The 16,541-nt window shown below is 44.2% G+C and carries 19 protein-coding genes; 7 read left to right on the top strand and 12 right to left on the bottom strand.

All coding sequences use genetic code 11. The features are described from left to right. Window positions 1-13: 13 nt before the first annotated feature. Together CWO27_RS04270 and CWO27_RS04265 are read right to left on the bottom strand one after the other, a co-directional pair. Entirely contained in the window at window positions 14-892 is an 879-nt protein-coding gene (locus CWO27_RS04270; RefSeq protein ID WP_102432108.1) for a 6-pyruvoyl trahydropterin synthase family protein, read from the bottom strand. Window positions 893-1,122: 230 nt separating this feature from the next. Beyond that, window positions 1,123-1,947, bottom strand: a complete 825-nt coding sequence (locus CWO27_RS04265) for an AraC family transcriptional regulator (protein WP_102432109.1) — start codon at window positions 1,945-1,947, stop codon at window positions 1,123-1,125. Between the two features lie 110 nt (window positions 1,948-2,057). On the opposite strand from CWO27_RS04265, the gene CWO27_RS04260 reads away from it, so the two are divergent. Continuing rightward, entirely contained in the window at window positions 2,058-2,534 is a 477-nt protein-coding gene (locus CWO27_RS04260) for a YHS domain-containing (seleno)protein (RefSeq protein ID WP_048610296.1), read from the top strand. Window positions 2,535-2,722: 188 nt separating this feature from the next. Further along, entirely contained in the window at window positions 2,723-3,358 is a 636-nt protein-coding gene (locus CWO27_RS04255) for an START domain-containing protein (RefSeq protein ID WP_048663921.1), read from the top strand. A 42-nt stretch (window positions 3,359-3,400) separates the two neighbouring features. Here CWO27_RS04255 and CWO27_RS04250 read toward each other — a convergent pair whose 3' ends face one another. The 4 genes from CWO27_RS04250 to CWO27_RS04235 form a co-directional block, all read right to left on the bottom strand. Then, the gene (locus CWO27_RS04250; protein ID WP_060980902.1) at window positions 3,401-3,925 is read right to left on the bottom strand and encodes a hypothetical protein; all 525 of its coding nucleotides are present in this window, start codon (window positions 3,923-3,925) and stop codon (window positions 3,401-3,403) included. Between the two features lie 8 nt (window positions 3,926-3,933). Next, window positions 3,934-4,320, bottom strand: coding sequence for an MAPEG family protein (locus tag CWO27_RS04245; protein ID WP_102432110.1), 387 nt, complete (start codon window positions 4,318-4,320; stop codon window positions 3,934-3,936). A 619-nt stretch (window positions 4,321-4,939) separates the two neighbouring features. After that, on the bottom strand, window positions 4,940-5,407 hold the full coding sequence (locus CWO27_RS04240) for a YjiG family protein (protein WP_004737023.1): 468 nt from the start codon (window positions 5,405-5,407) through the stop codon (window positions 4,940-4,942). Further along, complete coding sequence (locus tag CWO27_RS04235; protein WP_102432111.1) at window positions 5,407-6,144, bottom strand: nucleoside recognition domain-containing protein; 738 nt, start codon at window positions 6,142-6,144, stop codon at window positions 5,407-5,409. Before CWO27_RS04235 ends, CWO27_RS04240 begins: the two co-directional genes overlap by 1 nt. A 526-nt stretch (window positions 6,145-6,670) precedes the next feature. Between CWO27_RS04235 and CWO27_RS23535 the strand changes: the two genes are divergently transcribed. Further along, window positions 6,671-6,847, top strand: coding sequence for a hypothetical protein (locus CWO27_RS23535; protein WP_170960790.1), 177 nt, complete (start codon window positions 6,671-6,673; stop codon window positions 6,845-6,847). Window positions 6,848-7,075: 228 nt separating this feature from the next. Continuing rightward, a complete protein-coding gene (gene nhaD / locus CWO27_RS04225) occupies window positions 7,076-8,515 on the top strand; it encodes a sodium:proton antiporter NhaD (protein ID WP_055319220.1) in 1,440 nt (479 codons plus the stop codon). On the opposite strand, the gene CWO27_RS04220 is transcribed toward nhaD, so the two are convergent. From CWO27_RS04220 to CWO27_RS04210, 3 genes are all read right to left on the bottom strand, one after another. Continuing rightward, window positions 8,512-8,898, bottom strand: coding sequence for a hypothetical protein (locus CWO27_RS04220; RefSeq protein WP_102432112.1), 387 nt, complete (start codon window positions 8,896-8,898; stop codon window positions 8,512-8,514). The genes nhaD and CWO27_RS04220 overlap by 4 nt on opposite strands. 171 nt (window positions 8,899-9,069) lie before the next feature. Beyond that, window positions 9,070-9,552: a methylated-DNA--[protein]-cysteine S-methyltransferase gene (locus tag CWO27_RS04215; RefSeq protein ID WP_102432113.1), complete on the bottom strand. Its 483-nt coding sequence runs from the start codon at window positions 9,550-9,552 to the stop codon at window positions 9,070-9,072. A gap of 62 nt (window positions 9,553-9,614) precedes the next feature. Continuing rightward, window positions 9,615-10,991: an AlkA N-terminal domain-containing protein gene (locus CWO27_RS04210; protein ID WP_102432114.1), complete on the bottom strand. Its 1,377-nt coding sequence runs from the start codon at window positions 10,989-10,991 to the stop codon at window positions 9,615-9,617. 236 nt (window positions 10,992-11,227) lie between these two features. Between CWO27_RS04210 and CWO27_RS04205 the strand changes: the two genes are divergently transcribed. After that, window positions 11,228-11,431: a hypothetical protein gene (locus CWO27_RS04205; protein ID WP_048660610.1), complete on the top strand. Its 204-nt coding sequence runs from the start codon at window positions 11,228-11,230 to the stop codon at window positions 11,429-11,431. Between the two features lie 190 nt (window positions 11,432-11,621). Here CWO27_RS04205 and CWO27_RS04200 read toward each other — a convergent pair whose 3' ends face one another. Further along, complete coding sequence (locus CWO27_RS04200; RefSeq protein ID WP_102432115.1) at window positions 11,622-12,512, bottom strand: LysR family transcriptional regulator; 891 nt, start codon at window positions 12,510-12,512, stop codon at window positions 11,622-11,624. A gap of 154 nt (window positions 12,513-12,666) precedes the next feature. Between CWO27_RS04200 and CWO27_RS04195 the strand changes: the two genes are divergently transcribed. Next, entirely contained in the window at window positions 12,667-13,020 is a 354-nt protein-coding gene (locus CWO27_RS04195; RefSeq protein ID WP_019819999.1) for a DUF413 domain-containing protein, read from the top strand. Between the two features lie 580 nt (window positions 13,021-13,600). Then, window positions 13,601-14,401: a glucosamine-6-phosphate deaminase gene (gene nagB / locus CWO27_RS04190; RefSeq protein ID WP_008216780.1), complete on the top strand. Its 801-nt coding sequence runs from the start codon at window positions 13,601-13,603 to the stop codon at window positions 14,399-14,401. Window positions 14,402-14,699: 298 nt separating this feature from the next. Here nagB and CWO27_RS04185 read toward each other — a convergent pair whose 3' ends face one another. Both CWO27_RS04185 and CWO27_RS04180 read right to left on the bottom strand, forming a co-directional pair. After that, window positions 14,700-15,236, bottom strand: a complete 537-nt coding sequence (locus tag CWO27_RS04185) for an MltR family transcriptional regulator (protein WP_196303849.1) — start codon at window positions 15,234-15,236, stop codon at window positions 14,700-14,702. 50 nt (window positions 15,237-15,286) lie between these two features. Next, window positions 15,287-16,435, bottom strand: coding sequence for a mannitol-1-phosphate 5-dehydrogenase (locus CWO27_RS04180; RefSeq protein ID WP_102432116.1), 1,149 nt, complete (start codon window positions 16,433-16,435; stop codon window positions 15,287-15,289). Window positions 16,436-16,541: the final 106 nt, after the last annotated feature.

The raw sequence follows: 16,541 nt of genomic DNA, 5'->3' as shown, positions 1-16,541 counted from the left end.
CTCTCGTGAGGTGTTATCGGAACGCCATCGCGCCTTTACCTACCCCTTCATAAGCCACAATTTGTAGTGATTGGTTCTCTGCTAGGCTCGGTTCAACTTGGTCCGCAATATAGCCCGCAAGTAATTCTACCGTGGTATCGGTCGGTAAAATTTCAGTCTCACTCTTAGCAATCGCTAGCTCAAATTCGCCTTGTGGCGCCGTGTAGCTGAAGCCATAGTGACTTTCATCATTAGCACTTTGCGCGTGTTCACTCAGGTTAAGTGAAGAGACCGAAACTTGGTCTTCTTTAGAACCTAAATAAATATCTTCCCAGCGCTGAGCAAATGCTTGTTCACGTTGCTCGTCACGCTGACCATCGACCACAATTTCGACTGGAGAACGGTGGCCATGCGCAATACGCTGACAATTACCATCGTGCTTTTTTAAACCATGGGTATAGTGGTAAAACGCGCCATTAATGTTCTCATGACGAAGGGTGATCTCTAACCCTGTGACGTTACTTGGCAGGTTATCGCGAAGAATATCATAAACGTGTGCGGTCACACTCTCGATAGTGATCGCTTCTGCATCAATAAGGCAGTACGCTTCATCAGGGCAATGTAAATGAAGGCTCTTGTCACCACGCAACACATCAACCTTAGAGTAGCCAGCTTTGCTCGCTTGAAGAACAATTGCAGCGCTTTGCATTGGCAGCAGTAAACGGTGATCAACGTGCTCATCGACAAGCTGTTTGATCTGCTTTTTGACCTTGCTAAAATCCAGCACCATGCTCATTTCATTAAGTTCACCAGACATGGTGACATCTAAAATCCAACTATCTCCTACGACCCCTCTGTGTTCACAGATGTATGAAGAATCGATAACGGTAAGGTCTCTTACAAATAGGTTCAAGTGGAACTCCTTAGTGCTTTAATGAGATACGGGAGGCTGAATAATGTTCAGCAGGCACTTCGTCTCATTGATGTCTGATAAAATAGGACGGGCAGGATGTTACAACGAGCTTATAAAGTCCACCTTTTTACACCGTCATTCGAGAAATGAACAAACTACGCTCAATTTCCGCTAAAACATAGGCCAGCCTCATGCGAATAGCCATAAATCGCGTAAGGTTGCCCGGCGTTTCACGACACATTTTGCTTCAGCCAAAGACGCGGCGACACTCCGGCAACATGTTGAAAAGCACGTGAGAATCCTGAGTAGCTATTGTAGCCCACTTCATCAGCAACCCAATTGATCGGCTTATTTTGCAATAACAGAGATTGAGCTACAGAGACTCGCCACTTTTGCACATAGTCTCCCGGCGTTTCACCCACTTCTCGCTTGAACGCTTCAATAAACTGAGTGCGAGACATCGCGGCCAGTGACGCCATTTCGGCGATCGAATAATGACGAGCAGGTAATCGATGAATAGCCGTGACCACCGAAGCCAATCGTGAGTGAGCAAGAGCCGAGAAAACGCCGCTATCAATTTTCTGTTGTTCGATGAGATGACGAAAAATCAAAGCCATCAAGGCGTCACTCAATTTGTCCATTAAGTACTGCTGCCCCGACGATTCTTGGCTCGATTCATTAGATAACACCTCTATCACTGGCATTAAGCTAGGTGCCTCCTCAAACGGAATCACTATCACGTCTGGCAGAGCCGACAATAAAGGATTCATCTGCCCTGAACGATACTCCACGTTCGCACACACGACCTCCGCACCGTCTCCCACACCTTCAATCGCATGTGGTGTGCTATTCGGCAGATAAACAATGCAAGGCTGCGACAAATGCCGGTGTTCCGTGTGAGCACTAGACAAGCTCAACTCCCCTGCGCTCAATACATGAAGATGCCCCTCTTTACCTTGTTGCGCGTTAAATGACGATACTCCACACAGGTTTCCTGAATAGAAAACGCCAGTGCGTATCGAGAAGTGTTCCATTAATTGTGAAAGCAGATCCATGCATCCTCCGAACGATTCGCTTAGTTTTTAGTTCTTTTGTCCCTCTATAGACCGGGCGAGTGGGCTAAATTATTTCAAACAAGATAACCAACACTGACAAGGAACTTGATATGTCACACATGAAATCGACCAGTCAAAAAATCACTCTATTGGCCGCGTTACTAGGCACCAGCTTTTCGTTAATGGCAGCAGACCTTGATATGAGTGTCGACAGCAATGATCTCGCGATTAAAGGTTATGACCCTGTCGCTTACTTTGCCAATGAAGGCCCAGTAAAAGGCACATCAGAGTTCACAGCGACCTACAAGAATGCGATCTATAACTTTGCGAGTAGTGAAAACAGAGATGAATTTCGAGCCAATCCAGAAGCCTATGCCCCTCAATATGGCGGTTACTGCGCGTTTGGGGTAGCGATGGGTAAGAAGTTTGAAACCGACCCTCTCGCTTGGAAGGTGGAAGATGGGAAGTTGTATCTGAACTTAGACAAATCGGTTCAAAAACGCTGGCTGGAGAACACACAAGAGTTCATCCAAGACGCTAACAGCAACTGGACAACCATCAAAACCGTAGAAGCCTATAAGCTCTAGGTTCTAAGTTCTAAGTTCTCGCCTACAGCACTTATCCATTACCCAAGAATAAAACGGAAGCGGCCGAACGCTTCCGTTTTCATTGTGATTTTTCCAAAAGAGGTGAACCCAAAGCGATAGGTAACACCTACCAAGCCCATTTTATTCTATACTCCTAGCAGATAAGCTTTTCTTTTTATGGAAGAATAATGACATTACCTAGGATTTTGGTACTCGGCCTCTGCGCCCTATCGACACTGAGTTATGCCAACCCATGGCAGTTCGTCAAAAGTGAAGATGGCATCATGATTGATAAAAGGCCACACCGTGAAGGCTTGGTCGAAATACGAGCGCAAATGCAAACGCCCACCACTTACTCCGGTTTTCTGTTGTTGCTTGAAGACAGCGAGAACGTGCCAAACTGGATAGATAATGTGTCGCAAAGCCGTGTGTTGATGCAGATATCTGAAGATGAAAACATCGTCTATACCCAATTCAAAGCACCTTGGCCTGCCAGAGATAGAGACATGGTGACTTACTCAAAATACAGTATCGAGGATGGGCAATTTGTCTTGTCGATAAAGGATGCGTCGAACTATTTGGCGAAAGAGTCGGGGTACATTCGAATCTATGATGTGGACGCACTTTGGACACTGCAACCGCTGACTAATGGCAATACCTACATCACCTACACCGCTTATGCGAACGCAGGTGGCATCCTACCGAATTGGTTGATGAACAAGTTATCGATAGGCAGTGCACTGAGCACGTTTAAGGGACTGAAAGAACAGTTACCAAAGTACCAAGGCCAACAGCATCCTAACCTGCCAAGTGAGTCTCGCTAACGGTAAAAGTAGACAAGTAAATAGAGGAAATAAAGTTAAAGACTAAGGTCTTCTAGCGAGGTCACGAGCTAAGATAAGCGCCAAACCAAACACCTGAAGAAACAAGGCAATATTCTTATAGAAAGCCATTTTCTCATCAAGCCTTTGGATTAATTCAACTAAGGTCAGGTTATCCAAATAGTAGTCATCGATTCGAGTTCGTTGCGATTCTTGAGCACTGTTTATCAGCATCATAAGTTTCGGCAAGTTAGCCAAAGAGATATTTGGCACTTCGCTACTCACCCAACGCCTAAGTTGCCCGCGCAGTGCTTCATCAAGAACAGTGGTAGGCTGCACCGTTTCTGGTTTATCAAGGTGAATAAGAATCGCTTCGCGCTTGCGCTCTAGGGTTTCGATCGTATTCCAAGCAAGCTGTATTGAGTACACATTGCCGAATTTTCGATCGTTATATTCCGCTTTCTCAGCTTCAATTTTATCGAGCACCAAGCTCGACATGACAATCGCCATGATGTTGAGTATCAAGCCTGCGAGGACAATCGCCCAAGCAGGTGGAAGGCGCAACGCCATAATGCTTCCTAGAACATTTTATCAAAAGGTAGGTAAGCTAAGTTTAGGACAACTAAAGATACCATGCTGGCAAAGGTCAAATACATGCCTTGCTTTCTTCCCTTTAGACTGCGAGCAAGAATACTTTTTCCATGAACAATACGCCCAATAACAAAAGCAATACCAATAACATGGATCAGCCACACATTAGAACCGTTGAACTCTAGCAACGCCATCAGTATCACTGTAATCGGAATATAATCCATAGCATTACTTTGAGCGGAACGAGCCACTTGTAACGATTCAATACCACCATCTGCGTGTGCCACTTGATTCTTTCTTCTTTGCTTAATCACTTCAATGGAAAGCCATAGCATAACCAAAGTGAGCAACGCAGCATATAACGCTGTAACCATTATCATTTCCTACTGGTTAGTTTATTCGGCGGGCTACCTCATAGTATCTGTATTCATAAAATAATGAGCATTCACGCCCTCGCACGTGTAAGAGATCTCTCACAAAAAACGTAAGAGATTACAATCAAGCTTCGCAGAAAAATCCTAGATTACAAACCCAAGCCCTTGTTTTGTATGAGTCCGCACAGTTTTCTTTGGATAAACCTGCAGATTATTTGCTTGAGGTGGATTGTGAGTAAAGCCTCTGCAGTGTTTAATACACATGTCGACAGGGAGTTGGCAGGAACAGGAAAAAGCCTAACGGATTAGGTATCTTCAGGATGAAGATTTGGTGGCTTAGGATGAGTTATCAGCAAGGAAGTTATGCTCTAGGATAGAGCCGCTTATCTGGATGATGAGTTTGCAAGGACACCGCTAGGAAGGCGATGAATTGGATAGGTTAAAGGATTTAGCCACGTCAAGGAACGATGCAGGGAGCACTAGTTACCTATTGAAAGATAAGTAACGCGCAGTAGCAGGATGGCTACGAAAAGAATAGACCCCGTTTGGTGAAAGCCAAACGGGGTTTCCTTTTTTATAACGCCGAAAAGCGATTAGTAGCTAGCCGTTAAAAGTTACGTTACAAAATAATGTTCATCAGGAACATTGCACCAAAGGCATTCAATACCGAAATCGCGATCATCACCGGGATGTAGCGACCTTCAGTACCAATTGGTCCCATGATACGACCCATGTATTGCACTTGAGAACCCATCAAGTAGATAGCTGGCGCCAAAATAGCGATATGATTGCCGTTCAAAATGCCTTGGTCAAACAGCGTAATAACCACGCCCACTGCGCCACCCATCGACATCCACGCACCGATCAATACCGCTGCCGCTTCGCCAGGTAAACCAAATACCGCCATGATTGGAGCAAATACGCTGCCCATCAGATCCAACGCGCCCGTAATCTGCAATGCCTTGATGATCACAAACGCCATCAGAACATTCGGTACTGTAGAAGTAGTCGCAATAACCCAGCCTTTCTTAGCACCTTCAACGAAAATATCAGTAACCATTGGTTTCTTTGCTTTAACTTCGCTCATTATGCTACTTCCTCTTCCAGTTTTTGTTCTTTGTCTGATTTTGGTTTGTCTTCTTTGCCTTCAGTAATATTCAGGTAGATACGAAACAGGTTCGCACCGACAAACTTAAAGATAAACATCACAGCTACAGCCAAACCAATTGACGATGTCACCGCTAAAGAACCATCCATCGCCGTTAGAGTGAACAGCACCGCACCTGAAGAGAAAAAGTTAACGATCGCTGCACCCGCCGTAAACTGGAACATGGTGAAGACATCGGTTTCGCGCTTAGTTAGATGCCCTTCGTCTTTCAACTGACGTGTCATCGCTGCACCCGCATCGGTACTTTGCAAAGAAGCGATCAGTGCCAAGCCTGAGTTACCCGGAATGCCCATTAAAGGGCGAAGCAGAGGTGTCAGCAGTTTACGAGCGGCATCCAGTGCTCCGTAATGCTCAAGTACGTTGATCATACCTAGTGCAAACATCACGGTCGGAATAAGTGTCAAAGCAAAAATGAAACCGTCACGAGCACCACTACCGCCTTTACCACGCAGTGACGTCGTTGCTGCTTGAATACCATCGGCCGTTTCACTCACATCGTAAGCGACCTTACCGAATGAACCGTTGAGCGTTGTAAAATCGAACACTCCATACCATTCATTGGACTGCATTAAGCCTGAAAAGAACACAATCGCGAAAGCGAGTGCGATATAGCTGCCGATCGTGACTTTACGATCGGCTTTGGTTGGATTAGTCATAAGGACCTCTATACATCTCGTTTATGTGGAACAGAACACGTATAGATAGTGCAAACTAATGAGCGAAAGGTTAATGACCAAAATCAAATAGCGTATCGGTTTGAATAAAAGAAACACAGCAACATATAAAACTGTGATTTGGATTTAAAAGCAGGACCATACGCTAAATAAATTAGAATATTTAACATACAAAACTAAACAAATCTTGCTTCAACAGCGCAACTAAAAACGCACACAATCGCCACAAAAATCTGGCTTCTAGTGAAAATTTTTCACCTAGTGTAATCTCTGGTAATGTTGTAAGAGATCTCTTACATTGCTTTTCTGTTAAATTTTAATTCAATTATAATACAGACACTTAAATGGTGACTTCGCTTCCAAAATACAACCGTTTACCCTTAGTTGATTGAGTTTTGAGCCAGGCTCAAACAGTGAGCCATTTTATAAAGCATTTGAGCTTGATTCGAAATTTCAGCCCTCAGAGGTGCTATAGACTTCGCGCTGCCAATATAAAAGGAGAACGGTGATGACTATGGAAATGAGAACGCTTAAATATCAAGTAATGGGCAAAGGCATGTGGATCACTGCAACGGTATCTCGCGTAGTAGCGGACAAACTTGCGCATGAATACCAATCCTATGGCTGGCCTGTTGAAGTATGTGCTGCAGAACAAACACTGACGTTTGATCTCAATGCTGCATAGTATTGGCAATTCCGAGTAAGCTCTATCGGCATTAAATCCGGTAGAGCTTTTTCTCTTTTCTCTTTTCTCTTTTCTCTTTTCTCTTCAAACAAGTATTTCGTTTTCATCACAGTCTATTGCTTTCACTATAATCTATTGAATTATTAAGATATCTATCACACTGCACATGATTATTTAGGTCTACGCTTTTACCCGTGTTAATAACTTATTAACTTCGGAGCGTAATCCATGTTAGGTATCCAGCTTTCTGCTGTTTTCTCTTTATTCTTCTTTTCTTCGGTTGCGGGCGCGACTACCTCTCAGTTAGGAGAGCCTCTCAAGCTAACTAACTCATTTGTTGGCTACCTATCACTGACCATTTTTGTTATTGCCTACATTGTGGTGATGATGGAAGAGTACCTAAAACTCCGGAAATCCAAACCTGTGTTACTTGCGGCAGGCCTGATCTGGATAATCATCGGTTTTACCTACCAAGAGTACAACCTTGTTGAAGTGGCTAAACAAGCGCTCGAACACAACTTACTCGAATACGCCGAGCTGTTACTTTTCCTACTCGTCGCCATGACCTACATCAGCGCCATGGAAGAGAGAAGACTGTTTGATGCACTGCAAGCGTGGATGGTGGGCAAAGGCTTTAATTTCCGCTCTCTGTTCTGGTTAACCGGTATTCTGGCCTTCTTTATCTCACCTATCGCCGACAACCTCACGACAGCTCTATTGATGTGTGCAGTAGTTCTTAAGGTCGCAGGTTCTAACCCTAAATTCGTTAACCTAGCCTGTGTGAATATCGTGATCGCCGCCAATGCTGGCGGCGCGTTCAGTCCCTTCGGTGATATCACAACGCTAATGGTATGGCAGGCTGGCTATGTGAGTTTCAGTGAGTTCATTCCCTTATTTATTCCTTCGGTAATGAATTACCTCGTCCCCGCATTGATCATGTCTTACTTTGTACCAACAACCCAACCCGATACGGTTCATCAACACGTTGAATTAAAACGCGGTGCTAGACGCATCGTGTTCTTGTTCATCATGACCATCGCGACTGCGGTTGCTTTCCATGCCGTGCTCCACTTCCCACCAGTGATGGGCATGATGATGGGACTGGCGTATCTACAGTTCTTTGGGTATTTCTTGCGTAAGACCTTACCGAATTCACTAGCGAAGAAAAAGGCAGTGGCGATTGCCAATAATGATGAGGGGGCATTGAAACGACTCGGTTCAGTCGTGCCCTTTGATGTATTTCGAAGAGTGTCGCATGCCGAATGGGACACCTTGCTGTTCTTCTACGGCGTGGTGATGTGTGTCGGTGGCTTAAGCTTGCTTGGTTACTTGGAACTCGCGTCTGGTGTGATGTATAGCCAATGGGATCCAATTTGGGCCAACATTATGGTCGGGATTCTATCTGCGATTGTCGACAACATTCCGGTAATGTTTGCCGTGTTATCCATGGAGCCACAAATGTCGATGGGCAACTGGCTACTGATCACCTTAACCGCTGGGGTTGGTGGTAGCTTATTATCTATTGGTAGTGCAGCTGGAGTAGCATTAATGGGGGCAGCGCATGGCAAATACACCTTCTTTGGCCACTTGAAATGGATGCCAGTGATCATGATTGGCTATGCCGTCAGTATCGCTGCTCACTTATGGCTAAATGGCGGGCTTTTCTAATTCGATGATCCTTTCAAAGGTTGTTCAACGCGTGTCCAGACGTTGCTTAACTGCATCGCTGGACACCGATTGCAGGTTAGCACCGCGCCTTCGTGTTGTATTCGCATCACCAAGCCAGAATCTGATCGGCTATTCGCTGAATTCAACTTAATGTTGAGCAAATCACCTTCAATACGATAGGTTCGAGTCACGGAATTATTCGTTGTTTGATAAATCACTTGTCCCGACTCGAAATACAAATAGCTGTCATTGTCAGCGTTCTCGTACACGCCTTTAAACATAACAAGTTGTGGGACCTCGAAAGGTCGGCTGGTATCAGTTAAGCAACCTGTCAGCAATAATGCGCAGCTGCAGCCAGATATTAATAAGGGAAATCTATTCATTTGGGCATCCTTGCCTAGAGAACATAGTCAAAGAATATGCAACCAAATAGATATTTTCCAGAAAGCGTTGATTTTAATGCAAAGTCACATTTTAAGAACTATTAGCCTTTGTCCTTGAGTGCTACGTAAGCCTCAGCCAGCATCACGACAGGCTCGTTGCCAAATCGCTTTCTAGTCTTGCGATCTTCCCTCAATTACCAATAAGCGCTGTTTGCGTTCTACACCACCCGCATAACCCGTCAGCTTGCCATTTTTGCCAATCACACGGTGACACGGCACAATCACAGAAACCGGATTTTTGCCATTCGCTAAGCCAACAGCACGAACGGCTTTCGGATTACCTATCGCATCAGCCAGTTGTGCATAGCTCCAAGTCTCTCCATAAGGAATGGTAGTCAGCGCCTGCCAAACCGACTGCTGAAATGGAGTGCCTTTGGCTGCGATCGGCACAGAAAATTGGATAGCTTCGCCTGAGAAATAGCGATTAAGCTGCTCGATCGCCACTACAAAGATTGGAAAGCTATCATCTTGAACGCCTAACTGTTCAGGCTTAGTGGTATGCGTTTCAAACCAAAGGCCGAGCAAGCCCTCATTGTTCGCCTGTAAAGTTACGGTTCCCAATGGGCTCTCATAATATGTAAAACGGTTAGCCATAATATCTCCCAGCGTGGTACTGCAAATGTTTGTGGATTGCTCATGTTCGCGGGTTGCTTCTATTAAGACTGATTCCAGCAATGGAACGTGGCGTAGCTCCCCCAAGGTGAAACACTCTCTGTATTAATGGCAGGTCGATGCTCAATAAACTTCTTCACTACCAAATCACCAACCAACAAGTGGTTAGGCTCGCTTAACCCGCGAAGCAGCGCGTATTGAATTGTCCAAGGCCCAATGCCTTTTAGCTCAATCCATTTAGAAGGATGCTCAGTTTCATTGTCGACCATGTATTCGGCAAAACGCTTTAGGGTCTCTTTGCGGCTTCCCGGCATTCTTAAAAAGCTAACATCGGCCTCCGCTATCTGCTTAGGCGTTGGGAAATACGCTTTCTCGGATGCATCAGAAAGCTCTTTAACCAATAAGTTGAGCTGGCCAATCGCTGCGGTTACCGAGACTTGCTGCCCGAGAATCGCTCTCACTCCTGCTTCCCAAGCACTCCACACGCCAGGAATACGGATACCACTCTTGGCCACCAAGTTAGGATCGATAGTCTCAAAGAAGGCCTCGACCTTTGCAATATCGACATCAAGATCGAACATACGTCGAATATTCGCAATCAAGCTTCTTAAATGGCTTATATCGTCCAACTCAAATTCAATATCCAAGCGGTTATCTTTAGCCAGAGTCGACTTGAACCAGCCCTTCGACCCGTTCACATTTACCGTGCGCTGGTAATAGTCCTCACCTACCTCTTCTAAGCCTTCAATCATTCTTCGTCGATAGAAAGCTAACAGGTGCTTCCAATCCAAAGGACCGTGAAAACCAAGCTGAATATGATTACTCACACTATCACTTAGCTTTGCCCGCCGAATTTGACTTGGCGAAAGCTGCAGTTCTTTTTGAAAGGCATCATTGAAACGACGTGTACTATTAAAGCCACTCGCAAAACCTACATCGGTAATGCTCATGCTACTGGTGTGCAGCAACTGCTTAGCAAACATCAACTGGCTATAAAGACTATATTGCTTGGGTGACACACCGATGTAATTGTCGAATAAGGTTCGCAAGTAACGATCAGAAATGCCTAAACGGGTCGCAAGATCGACGATAGATCCTGAATTCAGCGCGCCATTATCAATCAACTGCATCGCACGTAAGAAAGTGGTTTCGACGCCCTTCCAAGCTGGAGAAAAAGGTGCGCTGTCTGGTCGACAACGTAAACAAGGGCGATACCCAGCCTTTAGCGCCTGAGCTTGATGGGAAAAGTATTCGACGTTTTCCTCTTTAGGTGGCGTTGCTGGGCAAATCGGGCGACAAAATATCCCTGTCGTTTTCACCGCTGTGAAAAACATTCCATCAAAGCGAGCATCTCGCGCATATCGAGCCAGATGACACTGCTCGTTCGTTAAGGTGCTGTTGTGATTGATATTTTTCGACATGCTGTACTCTTCCCATTTGCCATCGCTTTCGATCCGATAACTAAAAGTTTACCGTGAACCACCATAGTCGCTAGCCACTTTCGGAACTGAAGGTTAGATAAATCACAAAAAAGGGTTTTAATTTTATTCAATTCGACTAAATTTAACCTAGAGAAGGCATTCTTCTCACAACGTCAACGATCGGTACTTAGCACGCCAAGATGCAGAGACCTATCGAATATAAAAAGGAAAAGGCTATGGTTCTACACACATGTCGTATTGTTTTATCAAACCAACAGGTTCTCACCAGTCAATCAGTCGAGCAATCTCTTTGCTTTCTTGAAAACAAAGCAGATAACGGGATTTCTAAGATTGAGATTGACGCAACGGATGGCCACACAATCCATTCGTACATGTCACACTCTCTCGAAGAGTCTATTGAGAATCTAATGAACCTATAAGTGTGTTAACACTATAGAGCCTTAAAATAGGGCTAGATATACCAGGCTTAAACGATTTTATTGGAATGAGAAACGATCTCTAGTTCCGAAAAGAAGTACATCTCTGGTTTAAAACAAAAATGGCTCCCAACTATATAACTAGTTAGGAGCCATTTTTTATTTAATCTAAACATGGTTATAGCAAATGCCGTTACTCAGGAGCTTGTTCAGCGGCTTGTTGCAGCGTGTAAGCGGTCGATGGGTCAATCTCATTAACCAATTTCTCAACCTGCATGATCGCCTCCACCGAGGTGCTGCTCTTGCGGTAACTCAGATAAATTGGGCGATACCAGTCTTCCACCCCTTTCACCTTGTGCAGCTGACCCGAATCGATAAAAGGTTCAACTAGAGATACCGGAAGATATGCACTACCACCTTTCTCTAAAATGAAATCAAGGGCGATACGAGCCGTAGAGGTACGAAGATACGGCGCTGGCACTTTAGGGTGACGTTCTGCGTGTTCAGAACCAAAACGCGTTCCCCAATCCACATACACATACTTATGTTGGAATACAGATTCCAGGTCATCTTGCTGCGTTGATACCAACACCAAAACCAAATCAGCGACTTTTTTACAGTTCAGCTCTTCCGCTTTGATCTGATCGAACGCGAAAGCCATATCTAAGGTTCGTTCTAACAAATTACGGTTCAGTTGCTCGCGCCCCATCACCTCTGCCATAAAGCCATAACCACCAAAAGAGTCGGTCACAACACTTAAACAGTTTTGCAGATACGCATCCCAAATATTCGGCGTGCCGCCCAGCGTTAACTGCAAGGCTTTACCACTCTCTAACGACAGCTCAAATTTCGCTTGTTGTAAGGTGGAAACCATCACTTCAGCATAACCAATCAAACGTTCACCGGAAGATGTGAGTTTGATGTTATTGCGGTCACGAATGAAGAGTTGAGTATCAAAATAGCCTTCAAGCTGCTTGATTCGCGCACTCACCGCCGCTTGCGTTAAATACAAGTTTTCAGCTGCACGCCCAAAATGGCGCACCCTTGCAACCTCAAGAAAGGTTCTAAATACTTTCACATCCATCAAATACATCTCTGTAATAAATCTGCTAACTAGCCGATCTAGGATTGTTTATCGTAAAGGCAAAAACGTTTTGTTTCCTATTTTAGCCTTTTAACAATATTTTCGCGTGAGCAATAAACACTAATTTCTATCTAACCACATTACTGAGGCTGATATGTCTGAGACCGAATTCCGTCACGGAAAAAAACGTTTTTATGACACCATTAAATTCCCACGAGGGTTCGCTAAGTCGGGTGATTTTACTCTGTCAGAAGAGGAAATCCTAACCTTGTTTGGTGACACTATGCTTGCACTTGAAACTGGTGAACTAGCACCAATCAATGCAGAAGAAAAACACTTCATTAAAGTGTTGTCTCACCCTCATAAGGCAAAGTCCAAGTTAGAGCGTGTTTGGTTGAAGTACATTCAACTAGCTCGTGGACGCCGTCGCTTTCATACCCTAAACGGCTGCAAACGCGGCGAAGTGCCTAGGGAAGAATACGAAAGTGAGTTAGTGTTAGAAGATTAGTAAAATCGCTCAAGGTGATACCTCATCACTTTGGGCTTTTTTTTCCTTCAATGTTTACACTTCAAGCTCGCTTTTTCTTCTTAGTTGGTAAGTTTAGCTAACCTGTTCGGATTTACCAATATTTATAGATAATTCATAGCGATAGCGTGAATCAACATCTATTCTAGTCACCCTAAGTGTGTCTAACCCGACTAAATTCTTCGAACCTCGCTCAACAACTTCCTTTTATCACGATAGTGGCACATTGCCATCATTATTTTTCACGCCTCAACTATACTCTCAAAGCCAGTGAGTACGCAGCAGCTCTTTAATACGCCAAAGCTTATAAATCTGCAGAAACGCACAGACCCTTTCAGGCACTGAATCAAATCAACATTCCTGTATATGACAAGCGTATTAATCTTGTTTAACGCCACCAAATATCCATACAATTATTGTGCAATTTTGAGAGTTCTAGTCACAGATACAACGAAAAAAGCAAAAAATTGACCTAAAACAATAGCGGAACCTGATAACTTATTTTATAATGCGAATTAATGTTTCAGAACACTATAAAATTTTATTTCTAGGGGCAAAATCAATGAGACTTATTCCATTAAGCAACAAAGCAAAAGTAGGTAAATGGGCTGCTCGTCATATCGCAGATTCGATCAACAAATTCGCTCCAACTGCTGAGCGTCCATTTGTACTAGGTCTTCCTACTGGTAGCACACCTCTAACTACTTATGCTGAGCTAATTGAACTTTACAAAGCTGGCGAAGTTAGCTTCAAGCACGTTGTAACATTCAACATGGATGAGTACGTTGGTATCGACCCTAACCACCCAGAGTCTTACCGCACATTCATGCACGAGAACTTCTTCAACCACGTTGATATCCAAGCAGAAAACATCAACCTGCTAGACGGTCAAGCTGAAGACATCGATGCTCACTGTGCAGCATACGAAGAGAAAATCCGTTCATACGGCAAAATCAACCTGTTCATGGGCGGCGTAGGCATCGACGGTCACATCGCATTCAACGAACCAGGTTCTTCTCTATCTTCACGCACTCGTATCAAAACGTTAACTGAAGACACTCGTATCGCGAACTCTCGTTTCTTCGATGGCGACATCAACCAAGTTCCTAAATACGCACTAACTATCGGTGTTGCTACTCTTCTAGATTCAGAAGAAGTAATGATCCTTTCTCTAGGCCACAACAAAGCTCAAGCACTTCAAATGGCTATCGAAGGTTCTGTAAACCACATGTGGACTGTTACAGCTCTACAGATGCACCGTAAAGCTATCATCGTTGCTGATGAGCCTGCTCAACAAGAGCTAAAAGTTAAGACTCTACGCTACTTCCAAGAGCTAGAAGCTGAAAACATCCAAGACCTATAATCTCAGGTTTTGTTGAGACAAAAAGCCACATTATGTGGCTTTTTTTGTACCTGAATTTCGCAGTCAAGGTACAAGACTATCCAACGATTAAAACAAAACGTGCAGATTGTAATCGACATAAGAATCGTCAATTTGTGTCATGCTTAGCTCGGAAGAAATAGGAGGGCTGGAGTGAATACAAAAAAGCGATTTCTCAAACTAGAGAAACCGCCATCATTTTAAATTTTGGATTGAAACGAACGAACAGCTACAAGATATGTAGGATGCAAAACAAGATAAGCAAGACTATAAACTAAAGCTAAGAACTCAGCGCGTTATCTCGGCACAAGGTAGTGATAATGTCAGTGATAGCTAAAACGATCGTCGACTTCACTTTCTGATTATGTCGCCCCAAAAACATTTCAAGCATTGGACCAGACATGGTCTCCACCATCTCCACATCATATTCGATTGGCATAATACGCTGAATCGCGTGTACCTTATTAAGCTCAAATATAATGTCGACTTCTGTGAAACTGGTGTCGTCACCCTGTATTTTCGCCCACTCTTTCAAGGTAACGAAAACCTCTAAATCGTCATAAAGCTCTTTACTGATGACACCAAGCCCTAATAGTAGCTTAGCGCGAATCATAATCTCGCCTAACGGGCCACCGCTGTTAAGAAGAGGTTCTACAACGAACTTAATTGCAGTGTCATCTTTCTTAAAGATATTCTTTAATACGGCATCTACCGTGTCATCCAATGCATCGTAAGCAGCCATTAGGCAGGCGCCAGCACTCTCAGCTTCTGATAGGGCTTCAAGTAATTCAGTTTCATGGCTAGTTTGTATTGGCATAACGGCTCGGCAATAAGAAAGTGCCACCGGGGTGGCACTTTGATGATTTATCATTTCAATGCTAGATAAGCTTGTTCCGCTAGTTTAACAACTTCTGAATCGATATTCAGCTCAGAATAATGCGCTAATGTCTCAGCAAAACCTTTTTCTGCGAACATTGCTTGAAGTTCAACCGCTTGTGGGTCGTCTTCATTCTTGTAAAGGAATGCTGCAGCAATCGCTTTTACTAGGTGAGCGTTCGGAAGATCGTACTCTAATGTACCGTTCAATGGCTTAACTAAGCGGTCTTGTGGGCTCAGTTTACGAATAGGCTGACGGCCCACGCGGTCTACTTCATCACGCAGGAATGGGTTTGCAAAACGGCCAAGAATTTTCAAAATGTAAGCGGCATGTGCATCTCGATCAAAGCCGTAACGCTTGATCAGAACTTCACCACTCTCTTCCATTGTTGCTTTTACTTCAGAGTAGATCGATTGGTCTTCAATAGCATCTTTAATTGTCTCGTGACCAGCAAGTACACCCAGGTATGCTGTTACTAGGTGGCCTGTATTTAATGTGAACAGTTTACGCTCAACGAAAGCCATTAGGTTATCAGTGCATTCCATACCAGGGATGTTTGGAATATCACCTTTGAATTGTGTTTGGTCTACGATCCACTCGCTGAACGTTTCAACTGTTACTGCTAGTGGGTCTGTTTCGCCTGCTTCTGCTGGTGGTACGATACGGTCAACCGCTGAATCAACAAAGCCAATATGCGCTTCAGTGAACGCTTTCATTTCGTCAGAAAGGTGCTCTAAAACCGCAGCTTTAAGCTGGCTAGTACCACGAACCATGTTCTCTGCTGCGATGATGTTCATTGGCGCGGTGTTGTTTGCCGCTGCACGCTTTTCAATGCCTTGAGCAATAGACTTAGAGATAATTTTAAGAACCGTTGGACCAACCGCAGTGGTCACAATGTCAGACTCAGCAAGGCTATCTACCACAGCGCTTGTTGCTGAGTTTACTGCCGTCACGTTCTTAACGATTTCAACAACACACTCTTCACCAACAATCTTCACTGGGTATTCTTGGCGTTCAATTAACGCATTAACAACCGTTTCATTTACGTCAGCAAAAGTAACCTTCATACCAGCGTCAGAAAGAAGTTTACCGATGAAGCCACGACCGATATTACCTGCACCAAAATGTAACGCTTTCATAATTTTGACCTTATAAATATTTGAATCTAGATAGCTAACTGCTCAACAACATGCCTTGACGATGTGCCCTAAGCATTAAGCAGTAAGCTATTCAGACTGAATCTTG

Source organism: Vibrio sp. 10N.286.51.C3, assembly GCF_003050065.1.
Lineage (GTDB): Bacteria > Pseudomonadota > Gammaproteobacteria > Enterobacterales > Vibrionaceae > Vibrio > Vibrio crassostreae.
The sequence above is the reverse complement of the archived record's forward strand: the minus strand, read 5'-3'. Positions and strand labels throughout refer to the sequence as shown.

Excerpts from the sequence above, each read along its gene's own strand:
- CWO27_RS04265 (WP_102432109.1), bottom strand. The coding sequence starts at position 1,947 with ATGGATCTGCTTTCACAATTAATGGAACACTTCTCGATACGCACTGGC.
- CWO27_RS04260 (WP_048610296.1), top strand. The coding sequence starts at position 2,058 with ATGTCACACATGAAATCGACCAGTCAAAAAATCACTCTATTGGCCGCG.
- CWO27_RS04255 (WP_048663921.1), top strand. The coding sequence starts at position 2,723 with ATGACATTACCTAGGATTTTGGTACTCGGCCTCTGCGCCCTATCGACA.
- CWO27_RS04250 (WP_060980902.1), bottom strand. The coding sequence starts at position 3,925 with ATGGCGTTGCGCCTTCCACCTGCTTGGGCGATTGTCCTCGCAGGCTTG.
- CWO27_RS04245 (WP_102432110.1), bottom strand. The coding sequence starts at position 4,320 with ATGGTTACAGCGTTATATGCTGCGTTGCTCACTTTGGTTATGCTATGG.
- CWO27_RS04240 (WP_004737023.1), bottom strand. The coding sequence starts at position 5,407 with ATGAGCGAAGTTAAAGCAAAGAAACCAATGGTTACTGATATTTTCGTT.
- CWO27_RS04235 (WP_102432111.1), bottom strand. The coding sequence starts at position 6,144 with ATGACTAATCCAACCAAAGCCGATCGTAAAGTCACGATCGGCAGCTAT.
- CWO27_RS23535 (WP_170960790.1), top strand. The coding sequence starts at position 6,671 with ATGACTATGGAAATGAGAACGCTTAAATATCAAGTAATGGGCAAAGGC.
- nhaD (WP_055319220.1), top strand. The coding sequence starts at position 7,076 with ATGTTAGGTATCCAGCTTTCTGCTGTTTTCTCTTTATTCTTCTTTTCT.
- CWO27_RS04220 (WP_102432112.1), bottom strand. The coding sequence starts at position 8,898 with ATGAATAGATTTCCCTTATTAATATCTGGCTGCAGCTGCGCATTATTG.
- CWO27_RS04215 (WP_102432113.1), bottom strand. The coding sequence starts at position 9,552 with ATGGCTAACCGTTTTACATATTATGAGAGCCCATTGGGAACCGTAACT.
- CWO27_RS04210 (WP_102432114.1), bottom strand. The coding sequence starts at position 10,991 with ATGTCGAAAAATATCAATCACAACAGCACCTTAACGAACGAGCAGTGT.
- CWO27_RS04205 (WP_048660610.1), top strand. The coding sequence starts at position 11,228 with ATGGTTCTACACACATGTCGTATTGTTTTATCAAACCAACAGGTTCTC.
- CWO27_RS04200 (WP_102432115.1), bottom strand. The coding sequence starts at position 12,512 with ATGGATGTGAAAGTATTTAGAACCTTTCTTGAGGTTGCAAGGGTGCGC.
- CWO27_RS04195 (WP_019819999.1), top strand. The coding sequence starts at position 12,667 with ATGTCTGAGACCGAATTCCGTCACGGAAAAAAACGTTTTTATGACACC.
- nagB (WP_008216780.1), top strand. The coding sequence starts at position 13,601 with ATGAGACTTATTCCATTAAGCAACAAAGCAAAAGTAGGTAAATGGGCT.
- CWO27_RS04185 (WP_196303849.1), bottom strand. The coding sequence starts at position 15,236 with ATGCCAATACAAACTAGCCATGAAACTGAATTACTTGAAGCCCTATCA.
- CWO27_RS04180 (WP_102432116.1), bottom strand. The coding sequence starts at position 16,435 with ATGAAAGCGTTACATTTTGGTGCAGGTAATATCGGTCGTGGCTTCATC.